13 protein-coding genes and 1 tRNA gene are annotated in these 15,619 nt (G+C 71.2%); 9 read left to right on the plus strand and 5 right to left on the minus strand.

The annotated features are described in order from the left end of the window. Window positions 1-13 precede the first annotated feature (13 nt). Window positions 14-427 (plus strand): hypothetical protein, encoded by a 414-nt coding sequence (locus HMPREF0731_RS01795; RefSeq protein WP_007002285.1) that lies wholly within the window; start codon window positions 14-16, stop codon window positions 425-427. Between the two features lie 222 nt (window positions 428-649). Here the strand turns inward: HMPREF0731_RS01795 and HMPREF0731_RS01800 are convergent. The 5 genes from HMPREF0731_RS01800 to gatC form a co-directional block, all read right to left on the minus strand. Continuing rightward, window positions 650-742, minus strand: a tRNA-Ser gene (locus HMPREF0731_RS01800). A gap of 139 nt (window positions 743-881) precedes the next feature. Beyond that, window positions 882-1,511 (minus strand): glutathione S-transferase family protein, encoded by a 630-nt coding sequence (locus HMPREF0731_RS01805; protein ID WP_007002286.1) that lies wholly within the window; start codon window positions 1,509-1,511, stop codon window positions 882-884. Window positions 1,512-1,597: 86 nt separating this feature from the next. Continuing rightward, a complete protein-coding gene (gatB, locus tag HMPREF0731_RS01810; RefSeq protein WP_007002287.1) occupies window positions 1,598-3,049 on the minus strand; it encodes an Asp-tRNA(Asn)/Glu-tRNA(Gln) amidotransferase subunit GatB in 1,452 nt (483 codons plus the stop codon). Further along, complete coding sequence (gene gatA / locus HMPREF0731_RS01815) at window positions 3,046-4,530, minus strand: Asp-tRNA(Asn)/Glu-tRNA(Gln) amidotransferase subunit GatA (RefSeq protein WP_007002288.1); 1,485 nt, start codon at window positions 4,528-4,530, stop codon at window positions 3,046-3,048. Before gatA ends, gatB begins: the two co-directional genes overlap by 4 nt. Before the next feature lie 3 nt (window positions 4,531-4,533). Then, entirely contained in the window at window positions 4,534-4,821 is a 288-nt protein-coding gene (gene gatC, locus HMPREF0731_RS01820) for an Asp-tRNA(Asn)/Glu-tRNA(Gln) amidotransferase subunit GatC (RefSeq protein ID WP_007002289.1), read from the minus strand. 69 nt (window positions 4,822-4,890) lie between these two features. Between gatC and ruvX the strand changes: the two genes are divergently transcribed. The 8 genes from ruvX to rnr all read left to right on the plus strand — a co-directional run. Then, a complete protein-coding gene (gene ruvX, locus HMPREF0731_RS01825) occupies window positions 4,891-5,370 on the plus strand; it encodes a Holliday junction resolvase RuvX (protein ID WP_007002290.1) in 480 nt (159 codons plus the stop codon). 43 nt (window positions 5,371-5,413) lie between these two features. After that, window positions 5,414-6,553, plus strand: a complete 1,140-nt coding sequence (locus HMPREF0731_RS01830) for a helix-turn-helix transcriptional regulator (protein WP_007002291.1) — start codon at window positions 5,414-5,416, stop codon at window positions 6,551-6,553. A gap of 133 nt (window positions 6,554-6,686) precedes the next feature. Beyond that, entirely contained in the window at window positions 6,687-7,631 is a 945-nt protein-coding gene (locus tag HMPREF0731_RS01835) for an aspartate carbamoyltransferase catalytic subunit (RefSeq protein ID WP_007002292.1), read from the plus strand. An 8-nt stretch (window positions 7,632-7,639) separates the two neighbouring features. Next, a complete protein-coding gene (locus HMPREF0731_RS01840) occupies window positions 7,640-8,917 on the plus strand; it encodes a dihydroorotase (RefSeq protein WP_040612166.1) in 1,278 nt (425 codons plus the stop codon). Beyond that, window positions 8,914-9,501, plus strand: a complete 588-nt coding sequence (gene plsY / locus HMPREF0731_RS01845; RefSeq protein ID WP_007002294.1) for a glycerol-3-phosphate 1-O-acyltransferase PlsY — start codon at window positions 8,914-8,916, stop codon at window positions 9,499-9,501. Before HMPREF0731_RS01840 ends, plsY begins: the two co-directional genes overlap by 4 nt. After that, entirely contained in the window at window positions 9,498-10,592 is a 1,095-nt protein-coding gene (dprA, locus tag HMPREF0731_RS01850; protein WP_007002295.1) for a DNA-processing protein DprA, read from the plus strand. The genes plsY and dprA overlap by 4 nt, the downstream gene beginning before the upstream one ends. 57 nt (window positions 10,593-10,649) lie before the next feature. Continuing rightward, a complete protein-coding gene (topA, locus tag HMPREF0731_RS01855; protein WP_040611837.1) occupies window positions 10,650-13,403 on the plus strand; it encodes a type I DNA topoisomerase in 2,754 nt (917 codons plus the stop codon). Between the two features lie 2 nt (window positions 13,404-13,405). Next, a partial coding sequence (gene rnr, locus HMPREF0731_RS01860) for a ribonuclease R (RefSeq protein WP_007002297.1) occupies window positions 13,406-15,619 on the plus strand: 2,214 nt, incomplete at its 3' end.

Here is a 15,619-nt window from a genome sequence, read left to right on the forward strand (position 1 = left end):
GAGGGCGTGGCGGGTGACCATCACAAGCTTCATCGCGACGCCACCGGCAGCGCCCGACCTGGACGAGATCGCGTGGGAGATCAGCCGTGGCCTGGCCAGTGCCCAGGTCTTCGGCGGCCGCGCCTACCTCCGCACGCCCATGCTGCTGCCCTCCGGCGCCTCGGTGGTGGTGATGATCGAGCAAGAGAGGGCCGGCCGCTTCCGCATCACGGAGCTCGGCCAGGGGAATGATGAGGCGGAAACGCTCGGCTTCAGCCGCATCTATCGGCGCCAGGCCGAGGACGTCGCTGGCCTGCAAGGACTGACAGTCGATCAGGGCGCGCTTTCGCTGCGGGATCTCGGCCGGGAGGAGCTGACGGGCGCGACCCATGGCGCTCGCCAGCGCGGTTCTGCGCACCATGGAACGGGCAATGCTGCGTGCGGCTGACCGCCGCCCTCAGACCGCCGCCGATCGAATGATCACTCGCCTGAGCCGCCTATTCCCCGGGAGGCAGGTCCGCCCCGAGGCGGAGGTGCGCGGTGCCTCGACCCACGCATGGTATCCACCGGCGTCTATGCCAATCGAGGACGGGAATGGGGGTAGAGTTGGGGGTGCAAGAAAGTGCCGCCACAGGAAGTGTAAGAAAATCAGGATTTTATGGCGGATAGGTGGCGGAGGGGATGGGATTCGAACCCACGAAACGGGTTATCCCCGTTTAACGGTTTAGCAAACCGCCGCCTTCGGCCACTCGGCCACCCCTCCGCAGGGTGTTGAAGTTGCACGGCGTATGCGAGGCCGCTTCTAGCGGTCCGGGCGGGCCACGTCAAACGGCCTGGGCACCGTGGAGACGAAAAAGCTGGGGATAGACGGCGGAAAGGCAGCGCCCTTCCGCCGCCCTGGCTCAGCGCAGAGGGATTGCCATGCCTCGCGCCACCGCCGGGCGCGCCATCATGCCGGCATACCACGCCGCCACAGCCGGGAATTCCTCCAGGCTGCCCAGATGCCGCTCATGCCGCCAGGCCCAGCCCAGGATGGCGAAATCGGCGATGCTCGGCGCGCCTTCGGTCGCCACGAAGTCACGCCCCGCTAGGCGGCGATCCAGCACGCCATAGAGACGGCGCGTCTCGCTGCGGTAGCGCTCCAGCCCGTAATCACGCGCCGGGCCATCGGGACGGGTCAGGAAATGATGCACCTGGCCAGGCATCGGGCCGAAGCCGCCCATCTGCCACATCAGCCATTCCCAGACGGCGACGCGGCCGCGCGGATCGGCCGGCAGGAAGCGCCCGGTCTTCTCGGCCAGATAGAGCAGGATGGCGCCCGATTCGAAGACGCTGATCGGCTGCCCGTCCGGCCCGTCCTCGTCGACGATCGCGGGGATGCGGTTGTTGGGGGAGAGCTTGAGGAAACCCGGCTCGAACTGCTCGTTGCGGGTGATGTCCACCGGCTTGACGGTGTAGGGCAGCCCCATCTCCTCCAGCGCGACGCTGATCTTGCGCGCGTTGGGGGTGTCCCAGCTGTAGAGTGTGATCATCGCGGCAATCCTCCCGGCCCTGTTGCTTCAGGGCCGGAAGGGAAGCACGCGCCGGGGCCTGCGTCAGCCCCGGCAGGTCAGGCCGGTCAGCCCAGCTTCTTCTTCAGCAGTTCGTTGACCAGGGCCGGGTTGCCCTTGCCCTGCATCGCCTTCATCGTCTGGCCGACGAAGAAGCCGAACAGCTTGTCCTTGCCGCTGCGGTATTCCTCGACCTTGCCGGCATTGGCGGCCATCACCTGGTCGATCACCGCCTCGATCGCGCCGGTGTCGGTCACCTGCTTCAGGCCGCGCTCCTCGACGATCTCGCCCGGCGCCTTGCCGGTCTCGAACATCGCCTCCAGCACCTCCTTGGCCAGCTTGCCGGAGAGGGTGTTGTCCGCGATCAGGTCGAGCAGCGCGCCCAGATTCTCCGCGCTGACCGGGCTGTCGCCGATGCCGTGGCCGGTGCGGTTCAGGCCGGCGAAGAAGTCGCCGGTCACCCAGTTGGCGGCGACCTTGGGGTCGCGGCCGCGGGCGACGGTCTCGTAGAAGGCGGCCGTCTCCTTCTCCAGCGTCAGCACATGCGCGTCATAGGGCGTCAGCCCGAACTCGCCCACATAGCGGGCGCGGCGGGCATCGGGCAGCTCCGGCAGGGCGGCCTTCAGCTGGTCGACCCAGGCCTGCTCGATCACCAACGGCGGCAGGTCGGGGTCGGGGAAGTAGCGGTAGTCATGCGCATCCTCCTTGGAGCGCATGGAGCGCGTCACGCCGCGGCTGGTGTCGAACAGGCGGGTTTCCTGCACCACCTCCTCGCCGGCTTCCCACAGCTCGACCTGGCGCCGCGCCTCGGCCTCCACCGCCTGCATGACGAAGCGGATGGAGTTGACGTTCTTCACCTCGCAGCGGGTGCGGAACCCCTCGCCCGGCTTGCGCACCGAGACATTGACGTCCGCGCGCAGCGAACCCTGCTCCATATTGCCGTCGCAGGTGCCGAGGTAGCGCAGGATTTGTCTCAGTTTGGTCAGGTAGGCGCCGGCCTCCTCCGGGGAGCGGAGATCGGGCTCGGAGACGATCTCCATCAGCGCGACGCCCGACCGGTTGAGGTCGATATAGCTCTTGGTCGGGTGCTGGTCGTGCAGCGACTTGCCCGCATCCTGCTCCAGATGCAGGCGGGTGATGCCGATCGGCTTGCGCGTGCCATCGGCCAGCTCGATCTCGATCTGGCCGGTGCCGATGATCGGGAACTGGTACTGGCTGATCTGGTAGCCCTGCGGCAGGTCCGCATAGAAGTAGTTCTTGCGGTCGAAGCGCGACCACAGATTGACCTGCGCGTTCAGGCCGAGCCCGGTGCGCACCGCCTGCGCCACGCACTCGCCATTGATCACCGGCAGCATGCCGGGGAAGCCGGCATCGACGAAGCTGACCTGGGTGTTCGGCTCGGCGCCGAACTCGGTCGCGGCGCCGCTGAACAGCTTGGCCTCGGAGGTGACCTGGGCATGCACCTCCAGCCCGATCACCACTTCCCAGGGGCCGGTCGTGCCCTCGATCGTGTAGCTCATGCCGCAGCCCTCACCGCCGGGGTGGCCTTGAAATCCGCGGCGCGCTCGATGGCGCCGCCAATCGCGAACAGGGTTTCCTCGTCGAAGGGCCGGCCGAGGATCTGCAGGCCGAGCGGCAGCCCCTTCGCGTCCAGCCCGGCCGGCAGCGCCATGCCCGGAATGCCCGCCAAATTGGCGGTGATGGTGAAGACGTCGTTCAGATACATCGCCACCGGGTCGTCCTGCGTCTCGTCGCGGCCGAAGGCGGCGGTCGGCGTGGCGGGCGTCAGGATGGCGTCCACCTTGCCCCAGGCCTCGTCGAAATCGCGCTTGATCAGCGCCCGCACCTGCTGCGCCTTGACGTAGTAGGCGTCGTAATAGCCGGCGGAGAGCACATAGGTGCCGATCAGGATGCGGCGCTTCACCTCGGCGCCGAAGCCGGCGGCGCGGCTGCGCTCATACAGCTCCTTGAGGTCGCGGCCATCCTCGCGCAGGCCGAAGCGCACGCCATCATAGCGGGCAAGGTTCGAGGAGGCCTCGGCCGGCGCCACGATGTAGTAGGTCGGCAGCGCGTGGCCGGCATGCGGCAGGCTGATCTCGACCAGCTCCGCGCCCTCGGCGCGCAGCCACTCCATGCCCTGCTGCCACAGCGCGTCGATCTCGGGCGACAGGCCCTCGAGGCGGTATTCGCGCGGGATGCCGATGCGCAGCCCCTTCACCCCGCGCGCGACGGCGGCGGCGAAATCCGGCACGGCGCGGTCGGCGCTGGTCGAATCCTTCGGGTCGAAGCCCGCCATGGAGCGCAGCAGGATGGCGCAATCCTCGACCGTGCGCGCCACCGGCCCGGCCTGGTCGAGGCTGGAGGCATAGGCGATGATGCCGTAGCGCGAGCAGCGGCCATAGGTCGGCTTGATGCCGGTGACGCCGCAGAAGGCCGCCGGCTGGCGGATCGAGCCGCCGGTGTCGGTGGCCGTCGCCCCCAGCGCCAGCCGCGCCGCCACCGCCGCGGCCGAGCCGCCGGAGGAACCGCCGGGCACCAGCACCGTGTCGGGCTCGCCGGCGCGCTTCCACGGATTCTCGGCCGCGCCATAGGCGGAGCTGAGGTTGGATGAGCCCATGGCGAATTCGTCGAGATTGGCCTTGCCCAGGAACACCGCGCCGTCGCGCAGCAGCTGGGCGGTCACCGTGCTCTCATAGGGCGGCACGAAATTGCCGAGGATCTTGCTGCCCGCCGTGGTGCGGGTGCCGGCGGTGCAGAACAGGTCCTTGATCGCCAGCGGGATGCCGGCGAGCGGCCCGGCCTCGCCGCGGGCGATCGCCGCATCGGCGGCCTCGGCCTGGGCCAGCGCCAGCTCGGGCGTGACGGTGATATAGGCGTTCAGCCGCGGGTTCAGCTGCTCCACCGCGTCCAGATGGGCGCGGGTCAGCTCGACGGCGCTGATCTCGCGCGCATCGAGCGCGGCGCGGGCGCCGGCAATGGTGAGGTCGGTCGGGGCGGTCATGGCTTACTCCACCACCTTGGGCACGGCGAAGAAGGTGTCGGCACGGTCCGGGGCGTTGGCCAGCACCTGCTGCTGCAGGTCGCCGTCCGTCACCTTGTCCTCGCGCAGGCGCAGGCGCTCGGCGCCGCCGCCGGCCATCGGCTCCACGCCGCTGGTGTCGACGGCCTGCAGCTGCTCGATCCAGCCCAGGATCCCGTTCAGTTCGGCCTCGAGGCGCGGCAGATCCTGCTCCTCCACCCTGAGGCGGGCGAGCGAGGCGACGCGCCGGACTGTGGCGGTGTCGAGCGACATTCTGTGTTTTCTTCCGGAAAGGGTCAGGTCAGGTTTGCGCGCAAACGGGGGCGGACCATAAACACCGCCATGCCCATCATCAACCTGAGCGAGCTTCGCGCCGCCCTTTCCCCCGACCAGAGGCTGATCGGCCTGGATCCCGGCAAGAAGATCATCGGCGTCGCCCTGACGGACGTGACCCTGATGCTGGCCAGCCCCTATCGCGGCCTGGCGCGCGGCAAGCTGGCCGCCAATGCGGCCGAGATCGGCGCCATCGCCCGCAGGGAGGGGGCCGGGGGGCTGGTGGTCGGGCTGCCGCTCGGGCTGGATGGCAGCTTCGGGCCCGCCGCCCAGGCGGCCAAGGACTGGACCCGCGCCCTGTCGGAGGCCACCGGCCTGCCGGCCGCGCTGTGGGATGAGCGGCTTTCCTCCTCGGCGGTCAACCGCATGCTGATCCAGGAGGCGGATCTGACGCGGGCCAAGCGGGCCAAGGCGGTGGATGCCGCGGCGGCGGCCTACATGCTGCAGGCGGCTCTCGACGCCAGCGCGCAATCCTGGCCAGGTTCTTGACGGATTGTTATAATACCTTCCATGCGAAACGGCACGGTCCGTCATGGCTGAAGCCAGTGTCCACGGGCTGATCGGCGATCTCTACGACCTGGCGACGGGCGGTGGCCCGGAGGAAGGCTGGCCGGCCATCCTGCGCGGCTTGGCCTCCCTGCTGGGTGCCCAGAATGTGTCGATGCACCGCGAGGGCGGCAGCCTGCCCCGCCCGACCATCCTGGCCACGCTGAACGTCCCGTCCGAGACCGCGCGCGCCTATCGCGAATATTTCTTCAGCCGCGACATCGCCCTGATGCGGCTGGCGCGCGCCCCGCAGGGCCAAGCCTTCTATACCCAGACCTACCTGTCCGACGCCGAGGTGGAGGCGTCCGAATTCTACAACGACCTGCTGCGGCCGGGTCTGGGCAATGCCTTCTACGTGGCCGGCGTCGAGGCGCCGCTGGGCGACCAGACCCTGGTGCTGGGCCTGCACCGGGCGCGCGAGATGGGCCCCTACACGCCCGAGCAGATGGCCACGCTGCAGATCCTCTGGCCGCACCTGATGCGGGCGATGCGGGTGGAGGAGCAGCTGCTGGCCAGCCGCACCCTGGCGCGCATCGGCTATGCCGCGCTGGACGAGCTGCCGAGCGGCATCGCCATCCTGCGCGCCGACCGCCGTTGCATCTTCATGAACCGCGCCGGGCGGCGGATGCTGCTGCGCCGCGGCGGGCCGATGCTGCAATCGGGTGGCGGGCGGCTGCGGCTGCTGCAACCCTCGGCGGACGCGATGTTCGCCACCCTGCTGGGCCAGGCCACCGCCGGGCAGCCCTCGCGCGCCGGCTCGATGCGCTGTCCCAGCGCGGAGGGCCATCTGGCGCTGATGCTGGTGCCGTTCCGCCTGCCGCTGCCCGACCTGCCGCCGGTGCCGGGGCCGCTGGCGCTGCTGCTGGCCTCCGACCCCAACGCCGCGCCCGGGCAGCTCGGCGACCAAGTGATGGCCATGTTCAACGTCACCCGGGCCGAGGCCGAGGTGGCGGCCAGCCTGGCCACCGGCCTCAGCGTCGAGGAGGTGGCGCTGGCGCGCGGCGTGCGGCTGACCACCATCCGCAGCCAGGTGCAGTCGCTGCTGGCCAAGACCGGCACCAACAGGCAGGGCGAGCTGCTGCGCCTGCTGCTCAGCCTGCCGCGCCTGGCACCGCCCGAGGCCTAGCGGCGGCAGCGTGGCGCCCAGGGCGTGGCAGCCATGGCGTGGCAGCCATGGCGTGGCACCCCACCGGGCGCGGGGCCTTCCGGTGCGGGCCGTGGCTCGGTATGGTCCCCCGCCTCTAGCCGGACTGGTCCTCATGCTGCCCTATCCTCACCGGCACCTCCTCGCCCTCGAGGGCCTGGAGCCGCCCTATATCGCCGATCTGCTGGATCTGGCGGAATCCTACGCCCTGCTGAACCGCAGCGGCAAAACCCAGCGGGACCTGCTGAAGGGCCGCACCCTGATCAACCTGTTCTTCGAGGACAGCACCCGCACCCGCACCAGCTTCGAGCTGGCGGGCAAGCGGCTGGGCGCGGACATCGTCAACATGACGGTCTCCACCAGCAGCGTGAACAAGGGGGAGACGCTGCTCGACACCGCCGCCACCCTGAACGCCATGCATTGCGACCTGCTGGTGGTGCGGCACGCCCAGTCCGGCGCGCCGGCGCTGCTCAGCCGCAAGGTGGACGCGGCGGTGATCAATGCCGGCGACGGCACGCATGAACATCCGACCCAGGCGCTGCTCGACGCGCTGACCATCCGCCGCCGCAAGGGCAGGCTGGAGAACCTCGTGGTCGCCATCTGCGGCGACGTGGCGCACAGCCGCGTGGCGCGCAGCAACATCCACCTGCTGCTGGCGATGAATTGCCGCGTCCGGCTGGTCGGCCCGCCGACGCTGATGCCGGCCGAGGCCACGCGCCTCGGCGTCGAGGTGTTCCACGACATGAAGGCGGGCCTCCAGGACGCCGATGTCGTGATGATGCTGCGCCTGCAGAAGGAGCGCATGGCGGGCGGGCTGATCCCCTCGGCGCGGGAGTATTTCCGCTTCTACGGGTTGGACGCCGCCAAGCTGGCGGTGGCCCGGCCGGACGCCATCGTCATGCATCCGGGCCCGATGAACCGCGGCGTCGAGATCGACAGCGCCATCGCCGACGACCCGGCGCGCAGCGTGATCGGCGAACAGGTGGAGATGGGCGTCGCCGTGCGCATGGCGGTGCTCGACATCCTCTCCCGCAATGCGCGGCGGAATGCCCGGCTGTGATGACCCCGATGCCTGACACCCTCTTCGTCAACGCCCGCCTGCTGGACCCGGCCACCGGGCTGGACGCGCCGGGCAGCCTGCTGGTCAGCCGCGGCGTCATCGCCGACCATGGCGGCAGCCTGGGCCAGCCCGACGCGGCGGAGGTGGTCGATTGCGCCGGCGCCGTGCTGGCGCCCGGCCTGGTCGACCTCCGCGCCGCGCTGGGCGAGCCCGGCGCCGAATACCGCGAGACCATCGAATCGGCGGCGCAGGCGGCGGCAGCGGGCGGCATCACCACGCTCTGCGCCCTGCCCGAGACGCAGCCGGTGCTGGACGATCCCGCCCTGGTGCAGTTCGTCCGCAGCAAGGGCGAGGCCACCGGCAGCCTGTCCATCCTGCCCTATGGCGCCGCCACCAAGGGCTGCGCCGGGCAGGAGATGGCCGAGTTCGGCCTGCTGAAGGAGGCCGGCGCGGTCGCCTTCACCGATGGCACCAGGGCGATCGCCAGCGCCCGCGCCATGCGGCTGGCCCTCTCCTATGCCCGCGCCTTCGGCAGCTTCATCGTGCAGCACCCGGAGGAGCCGAGCCTGGCCCGCGGCGGCGCCGCGACCGAGGGCGAGTTGGCCACCCGCCTTGGCCTGCCCGGCATTCCACCCGCCGCCGAGTCGATGATGGTGGCACGCGACATCGCCCTGGCCCGCCTGACCGGCGGCCATGTGCATTTCGCCCATGTCTCCACCGCCGAGGCGCTCGAGCTGATCCGCCGCGCCAAGGCGGAGGGGCTGCGCGTCACCTGCGACACCGCGCCGCCCTATTTCGACCTGAACGAGACGGCGATCGGCGATTTCCGCACCTATGCCAAGCTCTCCCCGCCGCTGCGGCGGGAGGCGGACCGGCTGGCGGTGGTCGCCGCCCTGGCGGATGGCACGATCGACGCCATCGCCTCCGACCACCAGCCGGCGGACCCGGACGACAAGCGCCTGCCCTTCGCCCAGGCCTCGGCCGGCGGCACGGGGCTGGCCACCCTGCTCGGCATCACCCTGGCGCGGGTGCATGGCGGCGATCTTTCTCTGGGTGCCGCCCTGGCGCTGCTGACCTGCCGCCCGGCCGATCTGCTCGGCCTGCCGGTCGGCCGGCTGGAGCGCGGCGCGCCGGCCGACCTGGTGCTGTTCCACCCGGAGCGCGCCTGGAAGGTCGAATCCGGCAAGCTGCCCGGCAAGGCGCAGAACTCGCCCTTCGACGGGCGGGCGCTGGAGGGCAAGGTGCTCGGCACCTGGAAGGCCGGCCGGCGGGTGTTCGGCGCATGATGCTGCTGCTGGCGGCCCTGCTGGGCTATCTCTCCGGCTCGGTGCCCTACGGGCTGCTGCTGACCCGCGCCGCCGGGCTCGGCGACATCCGCCAGATCGGCAGCGGCAATATCGGCGCCACCAATGTGCTGCGCACCGGCAACAAGAAGGTGGCGGCGGCGACGCTGCTGCTGGACGCGCTGAAGGGCGTGGTGCCGGTGCTGCTGCTGGGCGCGCTGTGGGGGCGGGAGGCCGGGCTGGTCGCGGGTCTCGCCGCGCTGGTCGGCCATCTCTTCCCCGTCTGGCTGGGCTTCAAGGGCGGCAAAGGTGTGGCCACCGGCGCCGGCGTGCTGCTGGCCGCCGCCTGGTGGGTCGGGCTGGTCTGCGCCGTGATCTGGCTGGTGATGGCCAAGGTGACGCGCATCTCCTCCGCCTCGGCGCTCACCGCCTGCGCCGCGGCGCCGGTCGTCGCTCTCCTCTCGGGTGATTTTCTGCTGGCCGGTTTCGCCTTGGTGCTGGCGCTGCTGATCATCGCCCGGCATCATGAGAACATCCGCCGCCTGATGGCCGGCACCGAACCGAGGATCGGCGAGAAGACAAGGTGAAGCCAAGGGCGGCGCTGTCGCTTCTGCGCCTGGCGCGGACGGAGGGGATCGGCCCCCTCACCTTCCGCCGCCTGCTGGAGCGGCATGGCACCGCCGAGGCCGCTCTGGATGCCCTGCCCTCGCTGCCGCAGCGCGGCTTCAGCCTCGTCCCGCCCCCCGCCGACGCCATCCACCGCGAGATGGAGGAGGTGGCGGGCATGGGCGGGGCTTTCCTCTTCCTGGGCGACGACGATTATCCCCCCCTGCTGGCCGAACTGCCCAGCGCGCCCCCCGCCCTGGCCTGCATCGGCGACACGGAGCTTCTCGGCCAGCCGCAGGTGGCGCTGGTCGGCGCCCGCAACGCCTCCGCGCTCGGCCTTCGCATGGCGGAGGAACTGGCCGAGGGGCTGGCCGAATCCGGGCTGGTGGTCACCTCCGGCCTGGCGCGCGGGGTGGATGGGGCGGCGCATCGCGGCGCGCTGCGCACCGGGGCGACCATCGCCGTCATCCCCGGCGGGCTGGACCGCGCCTACCCGCCCGAGCATGCCGAGCTGCAATCCCTGATCGCCGAGCGCGGGCTGGTGGTGGCCGAGGCACCGCTCGGCACCGCGCCCATCGCCCGGCATTTCCCGCGCCGCAACCGCATCATCGCCGGGCTCAGCCTGGGCGTGGTGGTGGTCGAGGCCGGGCTGCGCTCCGGCACGCTGATGACGGCGCGCCTGGCGCTGGAGGCCGGGCGGGAGGTCTATGCGGTGCCGGGCAGCCCGCTCGACCCGCGCTGCGCCGGCTCCAACGACCTGCTGCGCCATGGCGCGCAGCTGACCGAGCGGGCGCGGGACGTGCTCGACACCCTGCCAAGCGCGCCGCGCCGGACAGCGGGCGCGGCGCGGCGCCCGGCGCCGGTGGAGGCCGCCCTCCCCCTCGCCTCGCCCCTGGACGAGGCCGGACAACTGCTTGATCTGATAGGCAGTTCTCCGGTTGTGGTTGACGAGCTGTTGCGACGCTGCCACCTCTCTGCCGCTGCGGTGCAGGCGCTCCTGCTCGATCTGGAGCTGGAAGGGCGGATCCAGGCCCTCCCAGGCAACCGCGTGGTCCGCAGCGGATTACGGTAAAGACACCGCCAGGCCGCAATGCCCGCAGGCGACAAGAGAGAGCGCACCGCACCCGCCATGACCGACGTCGTCGTCGTCGAATCGCCGGCCAAGGCGAAGACCATCAACAAGTATCTGGGGCAGGATTTCACCGTCCTCGCCAGCTTCGGCCATGTGCGCGACCTGCCGCCCAAGGATGGCAGCGTCCGCCCCGAGGAAGACTTCGCGATGGATTGGAGCTCCGAGGACCGGGGCGAGAAGCAGGTCGCCGCCATCGCCAAGGCGCTGCGCGGCGCGCGCAACCTCTACCTCGCCACCGACCCGGATCGCGAGGGCGAGGCGATCTCCTGGCACGTCCAGGAGATGCTGCGCCAGAAGGGCGTGCTGAAGGGGGTGCAGGTCCACCGCATCACCTTCAACGAGATCACCAAGCGCGCCGTGCAGCACGCGCTGGCGCATCCGCGCGAGCTGGATACGCCGCTGATCGAGGCCTACCTGGCCCGCCGCGCGCTGGACTACCTGGTGGGCTTCACCCTCTCCCCCGTGCTGTGGCGCAAGCTGCCGGGCAGCCGCTCGGCGGGGCGCGTGCAGTCGGTCGCGCTGCGGCTGATCTGCGAGCGCGAGGCGGAGATCGAGGTCTTCAAGGCGCGCGAATACTGGACGGTCGAGGGGCGTTTCCTCACCGCCGACGCCGCCCCCTTCTCCGCCCGGCTGACGCATCTGGAGGGCAGGAAGCTCGACCAGTTCGACCTGCCGGACGAGGCCAGCGCGATGCGCGCCAAGGCCGCGGTGGAGGCCGGGCGCTTCAGCATCGCCAGCGTCGAGAAGAAGCGCAGCCGGCGCAACCCGCCGCCGCCCTTCACCACCTCGACCCTGCAGCAGGAGGCCTCGCGCAAGCTCGGCTTCGGCGCGCAGCAGACCATGCGCCTGGCGCAGCAGCTCTACGAGGGCGCCGAGATCCAGGGCGAGACGGTCGGCCTGATCACCTATATGCGGACCGATGGCGTGCAGATGGCGCGGGAGGCGATGTTCGCCATCCGCGACCATGTGAAGGAGAGCTTCGGCCCCGACTACATCCCGGCCGCGCCGCGCGAATATTCCTCCAAGGCCAAGAACGCGCAGGAGGCGCATGAGGCGATCCGCCCGACCGACGTGACCCGCACGCCGGAGCAGATGGCCCGCTTCCTGAACCCCGAGCAGCGCCGGCTCTACGAGCTGGTCTGGAAGCGCGCCGTCGCCAGCCAGATGCAGTCGGCCGAGCTGGACCAGACCGTGGTCGACCTGGCCGACGAGGCCGGCCGCACCCGGCTGCGCGCCAATGGCAGCGTCATCGCCTTCGACGGCTTCCTGAAGCTCTACCGCGAGGATGTGGACGACGCCCCGGCCGGCGCCAGCGCCGGCGAGGAGGAGGACACCCGCACCCTGCCGCCGATGCGGGAGAAGGACCCGGCGAAGCTCTCCGCCGCCCAGGCCGACCAGCACTTCACCCAGCCGCCGCCGCGCTATTCCGAAGCGAGCCTGGTCAAGAAGATGGAGGAGCTCGGCATCGGCCGCCCCTCCACCTATGCCTCCATCCTGCAGACGCTGCAGGACCGCGACTATGTGGCGCTGGACAAGCGGCGCTTCGTGCCGGAGGACCGTGGCCGTCTGGTCACCGCCTTCCTGGTCAATTTCTTCGAGCGCTACGTCAACACCGGCTTCACCGCGACGCTGGAGGAGCAGCTCGACGACATCTCCGGCGGCCGCGCCGAGTGGCGCGAGGTGATGCGGCAGTTCTGGCGCGACTTCAACGCCGCCATCGCCGCCACCAAGGACCTCACCATCAGCGAGGTCATCGACGCGCTGGACGAGGAGCTGGGGCCGCATTTCTTCCCCACCCCGGCCGATGGCGGCGACCCGCGCGCCTGCCCGGCCTGCGGCAATGGGCGGCTCGGCCTGCGGCTAGGGCGCAATGGCGCCTTCATCGGCTGCTCCAACTACCCGGAATGCCGCCACACCCGCCCGCTCTCAGTCTCGGGCGCCGAGGCCGAGCAGGAGGGCGCGCTGGCCGGCGGCATGAAGGAGCTGGGCCCCGATCCGGTGACCGGCGCGCCGGTGACCCTGCGCCGCGGCCCCTATGGCCTTTATGTCCAGCTCGGCGAGGCCGGGACGGACGCCAAGGGCAAGCCCACCAAGCCGAAGCGGGCCAGCCTGGCACGGGGCATGGACCCGGATTCGCTCGACCTCGACCGAGCGCTGGCGCTGCTGGCCCTGCCGCGCATCGTGGGCGTGCATCCGGAATCGGGGGAGGAGATCTCGGCCGCCATCGGCCGCTTCGGCCCCTATGTGAAGATGGGCAGCATCTACAAGTCGCTGGACAAGGATGACGACGTGCTGACCGTCGGCATCAACCGCGCCGTGGCGCTGCTGGCGGATGCCAAGGCGAAGCTGCGCAGCATGGGCCCGCATCCGAAGGATGGCGAGCCGGTGGAGATCAAGCGCGGCCGCTTCGGCCCCTATGCCCAGCATGCCGGCATGGTCGCCAGCCTGCCGCGCAACCTGACCATGGAGGAGATCACCCTGGAGCAGGCGGTGCAGCTGCTGGCCGAGAAGGGCAAGAAGCTGCCGCCGCTCGGCGCCAAGAAGGGCGCCGCCAAGGGCAAGGCGCGCACCGCCAAGGCCGCCGCCCCGGCGGCCGAGGGCACCGAGCCGGCGGCCAAGCCGGCGCGCAAGGCCCCCGCCAAGGCGGTCACCAAGGCCGCCACGACCAAGACGGCTAAGACGGCCAAGAGCGCCACGGCCAAGCCGAAGGCAGCGGCCAAGGTCAAGGCGCCCGCCAAGGCGAAGGCGTAAGGGTGGCCGGGGACACGCCCCCGGCCCCTCTGCCCTCGCGTGACGCGCTGCGGCGCTTCCTGCGGGAGGCGCCGGGCCGTGTCGGCAAGACCGAGATCTCCCGCCATTTCGGCCTGGGCACCGAGCAGCGCCCGGCGCTGCGCGCGCTGCTGAGGGAACTGGAGCAGGAGGGCACCCTGCTGCGCGACACCGGCCGGCAGGTCCGGCACAGCACCCTGCTGCCGGAGATGGCGCCGGTGGAGGTGTTCGGCACCGATCCGGATGGCGAGCCGCTGGCGCGGCCGCTGGACTGGCGCGGCGAGGGCCGCCCGCCCCTGGTGCATATGCGGCCCGAGCGCCCCGGCCAGCCGGCGCTCGCCCCCGGCGACCGGGTGATGGCGCGGCTGAAGCCGATCGGTCCCTTCCGCTATGAGGGGCGCACCTTCAAGCGCCTCGGCCGATCCGAGACGGCGCGCATCCTGGGTGTCTACCAGGAGGGCCGGCTGCAGCCGACCGACCGCCGCCAGAAGGCCGAGTGGAGCGTGGCGCCCGAGGATGCCGCCGGCGCCGAGCCGGGCGAACTGGTGCTGGCCGAGCCCCTGCCCGGCCGCCCCTTCGGCCTGAGCCCTGCCCGCATCGTCGAGCGGCTGGGACCGATGGAGGCCGCCGGTGCCGTTTCCATCCTCTGCATCCACGCCCACCGCATCCCGGATGCCTTCCCGCCCGAGGCCGTGGCAGAGGCCGAGGCCGCCGCCCCGGTCGGGCTGGCGGGGCGGGAGGATCTGCGCGCCCTGCGCCTGGTCACCATTGATGGCGAGGATGCGCGGGATTTCGACGATGCCGTCTGGGCCGCGCCGGAAGAGGCCGGCTGGCGCGTGGTGGTCGCCATCGCCGATGTGGCGCACTACGTCCGCCCCGGCAGCGCGCTGGACCGCGCCGCCTGGGGCCGGGGCAACAGCGTCTACTTCCCCGACCGTGTCGTGCCGATGCTGCCCGAGGCGCTGTCCAACGGGCTGTGCAGCCTGCGCCCGGACGAGGAGCGCGGCTGCCTCTTCGTCGAGATGCGCTTCGATGCCCACGGACAAAAACTCGGCCACCGCTTCGGCCGCGGGCTGATGCGCTCGCTGGCCCGGCTGACCTATGAGCAGGTGCAGGCGGCGCGCGACCACGGCGCCCCGTCCGAGCTGCCCGGCGGGGAGATCGCGAATCTCTACGGTGCCTTCGCCGCCCTGCACGCCGCGCGGCAGAAACGCGGCACGCTGGACCTCGACCTGCCGGAGCGGCGCGTGCTGCTCGACCCCGATGGCCAGCTGCGCGACGTGCTGCCGCGCCAGCGCCTCGATTCCCATCGGCTGATCGAGGAGTTCATGGTCGCCGCCAATGTCTGCGCGGCGGAGGAGCTGGAGCGGCTGGCCCAGCCCCTGCTCTACCGCGTGCATGACCGACCCTCCGACGCCAAGCTGGAGGGGCTGCGGCAATTCCTCGATTCCTTCGATCTCGACCTGCCGGCGGCGGGGGAGCTGCGGCCGATCCACTTCGCCCGCCTGCTGGAGCGCATGGAAGGCCGGCCGGAGGCGCGGCTGCTGCACGAGACGGTGCTGCGCGCCCAGTCCCAGGCCGCCTATGCGCCCGAGAATATCGGCCATTTCGGCCTGGCCCTGGCGCGCTACGCGCATTTCACCAGCCCGATCCGCCGCTACGCCGATCTGGTCGTGCACCGGGCGCTGATCCGCGGCCTGAAGCTCGGCCCGGACGGGCTGACCCCGGAGGAGATCGCCCGCCTGCCCGACACCGGCGAGCACATCACCCGCACCGAGCGCCGCGCCGCGGCGGCCGAGCGCGAGGCGGTGGAGCGCTACCTGACGCTGCACATGGCGTCCCGCGTCGGCAGCATGTTCGCTGCGCGCATTTCGGGGGTGACACGCTTCGGTCTGTTCGTCACGGTTGAGGAGAATGGCGCGGGCGGTCTCGTGCCATTGTCATCCCTGCCGGACGATCAATGGATTTTCGAGGAAGCCGAAAGACGGCTTTCCGGTCGCTACACGCGCCTTGCCTTCACCCTGGGGCAGGAGGTGGAGCTGCGCCTGGCCGACGCCATGCCGCTGACGGGCGGCCTGGTCTTCGAGTTGCTGCAGGGCGCGCCGCCGCCGGGCGCGCGGCGCAGCCGGGTGCGCATCGCGCCCGGCAAGGGCAAGGGCACAGCCAAGGGGGCCGCGACCGCCGGCGCGGCAGCACGG

It is taken from the genome of Pseudoroseomonas cervicalis ATCC 49957 (assembly GCF_000164635.1).
Lineage (GTDB): Bacteria > Pseudomonadota > Alphaproteobacteria > Acetobacterales > Acetobacteraceae > Pseudoroseomonas > Pseudoroseomonas cervicalis.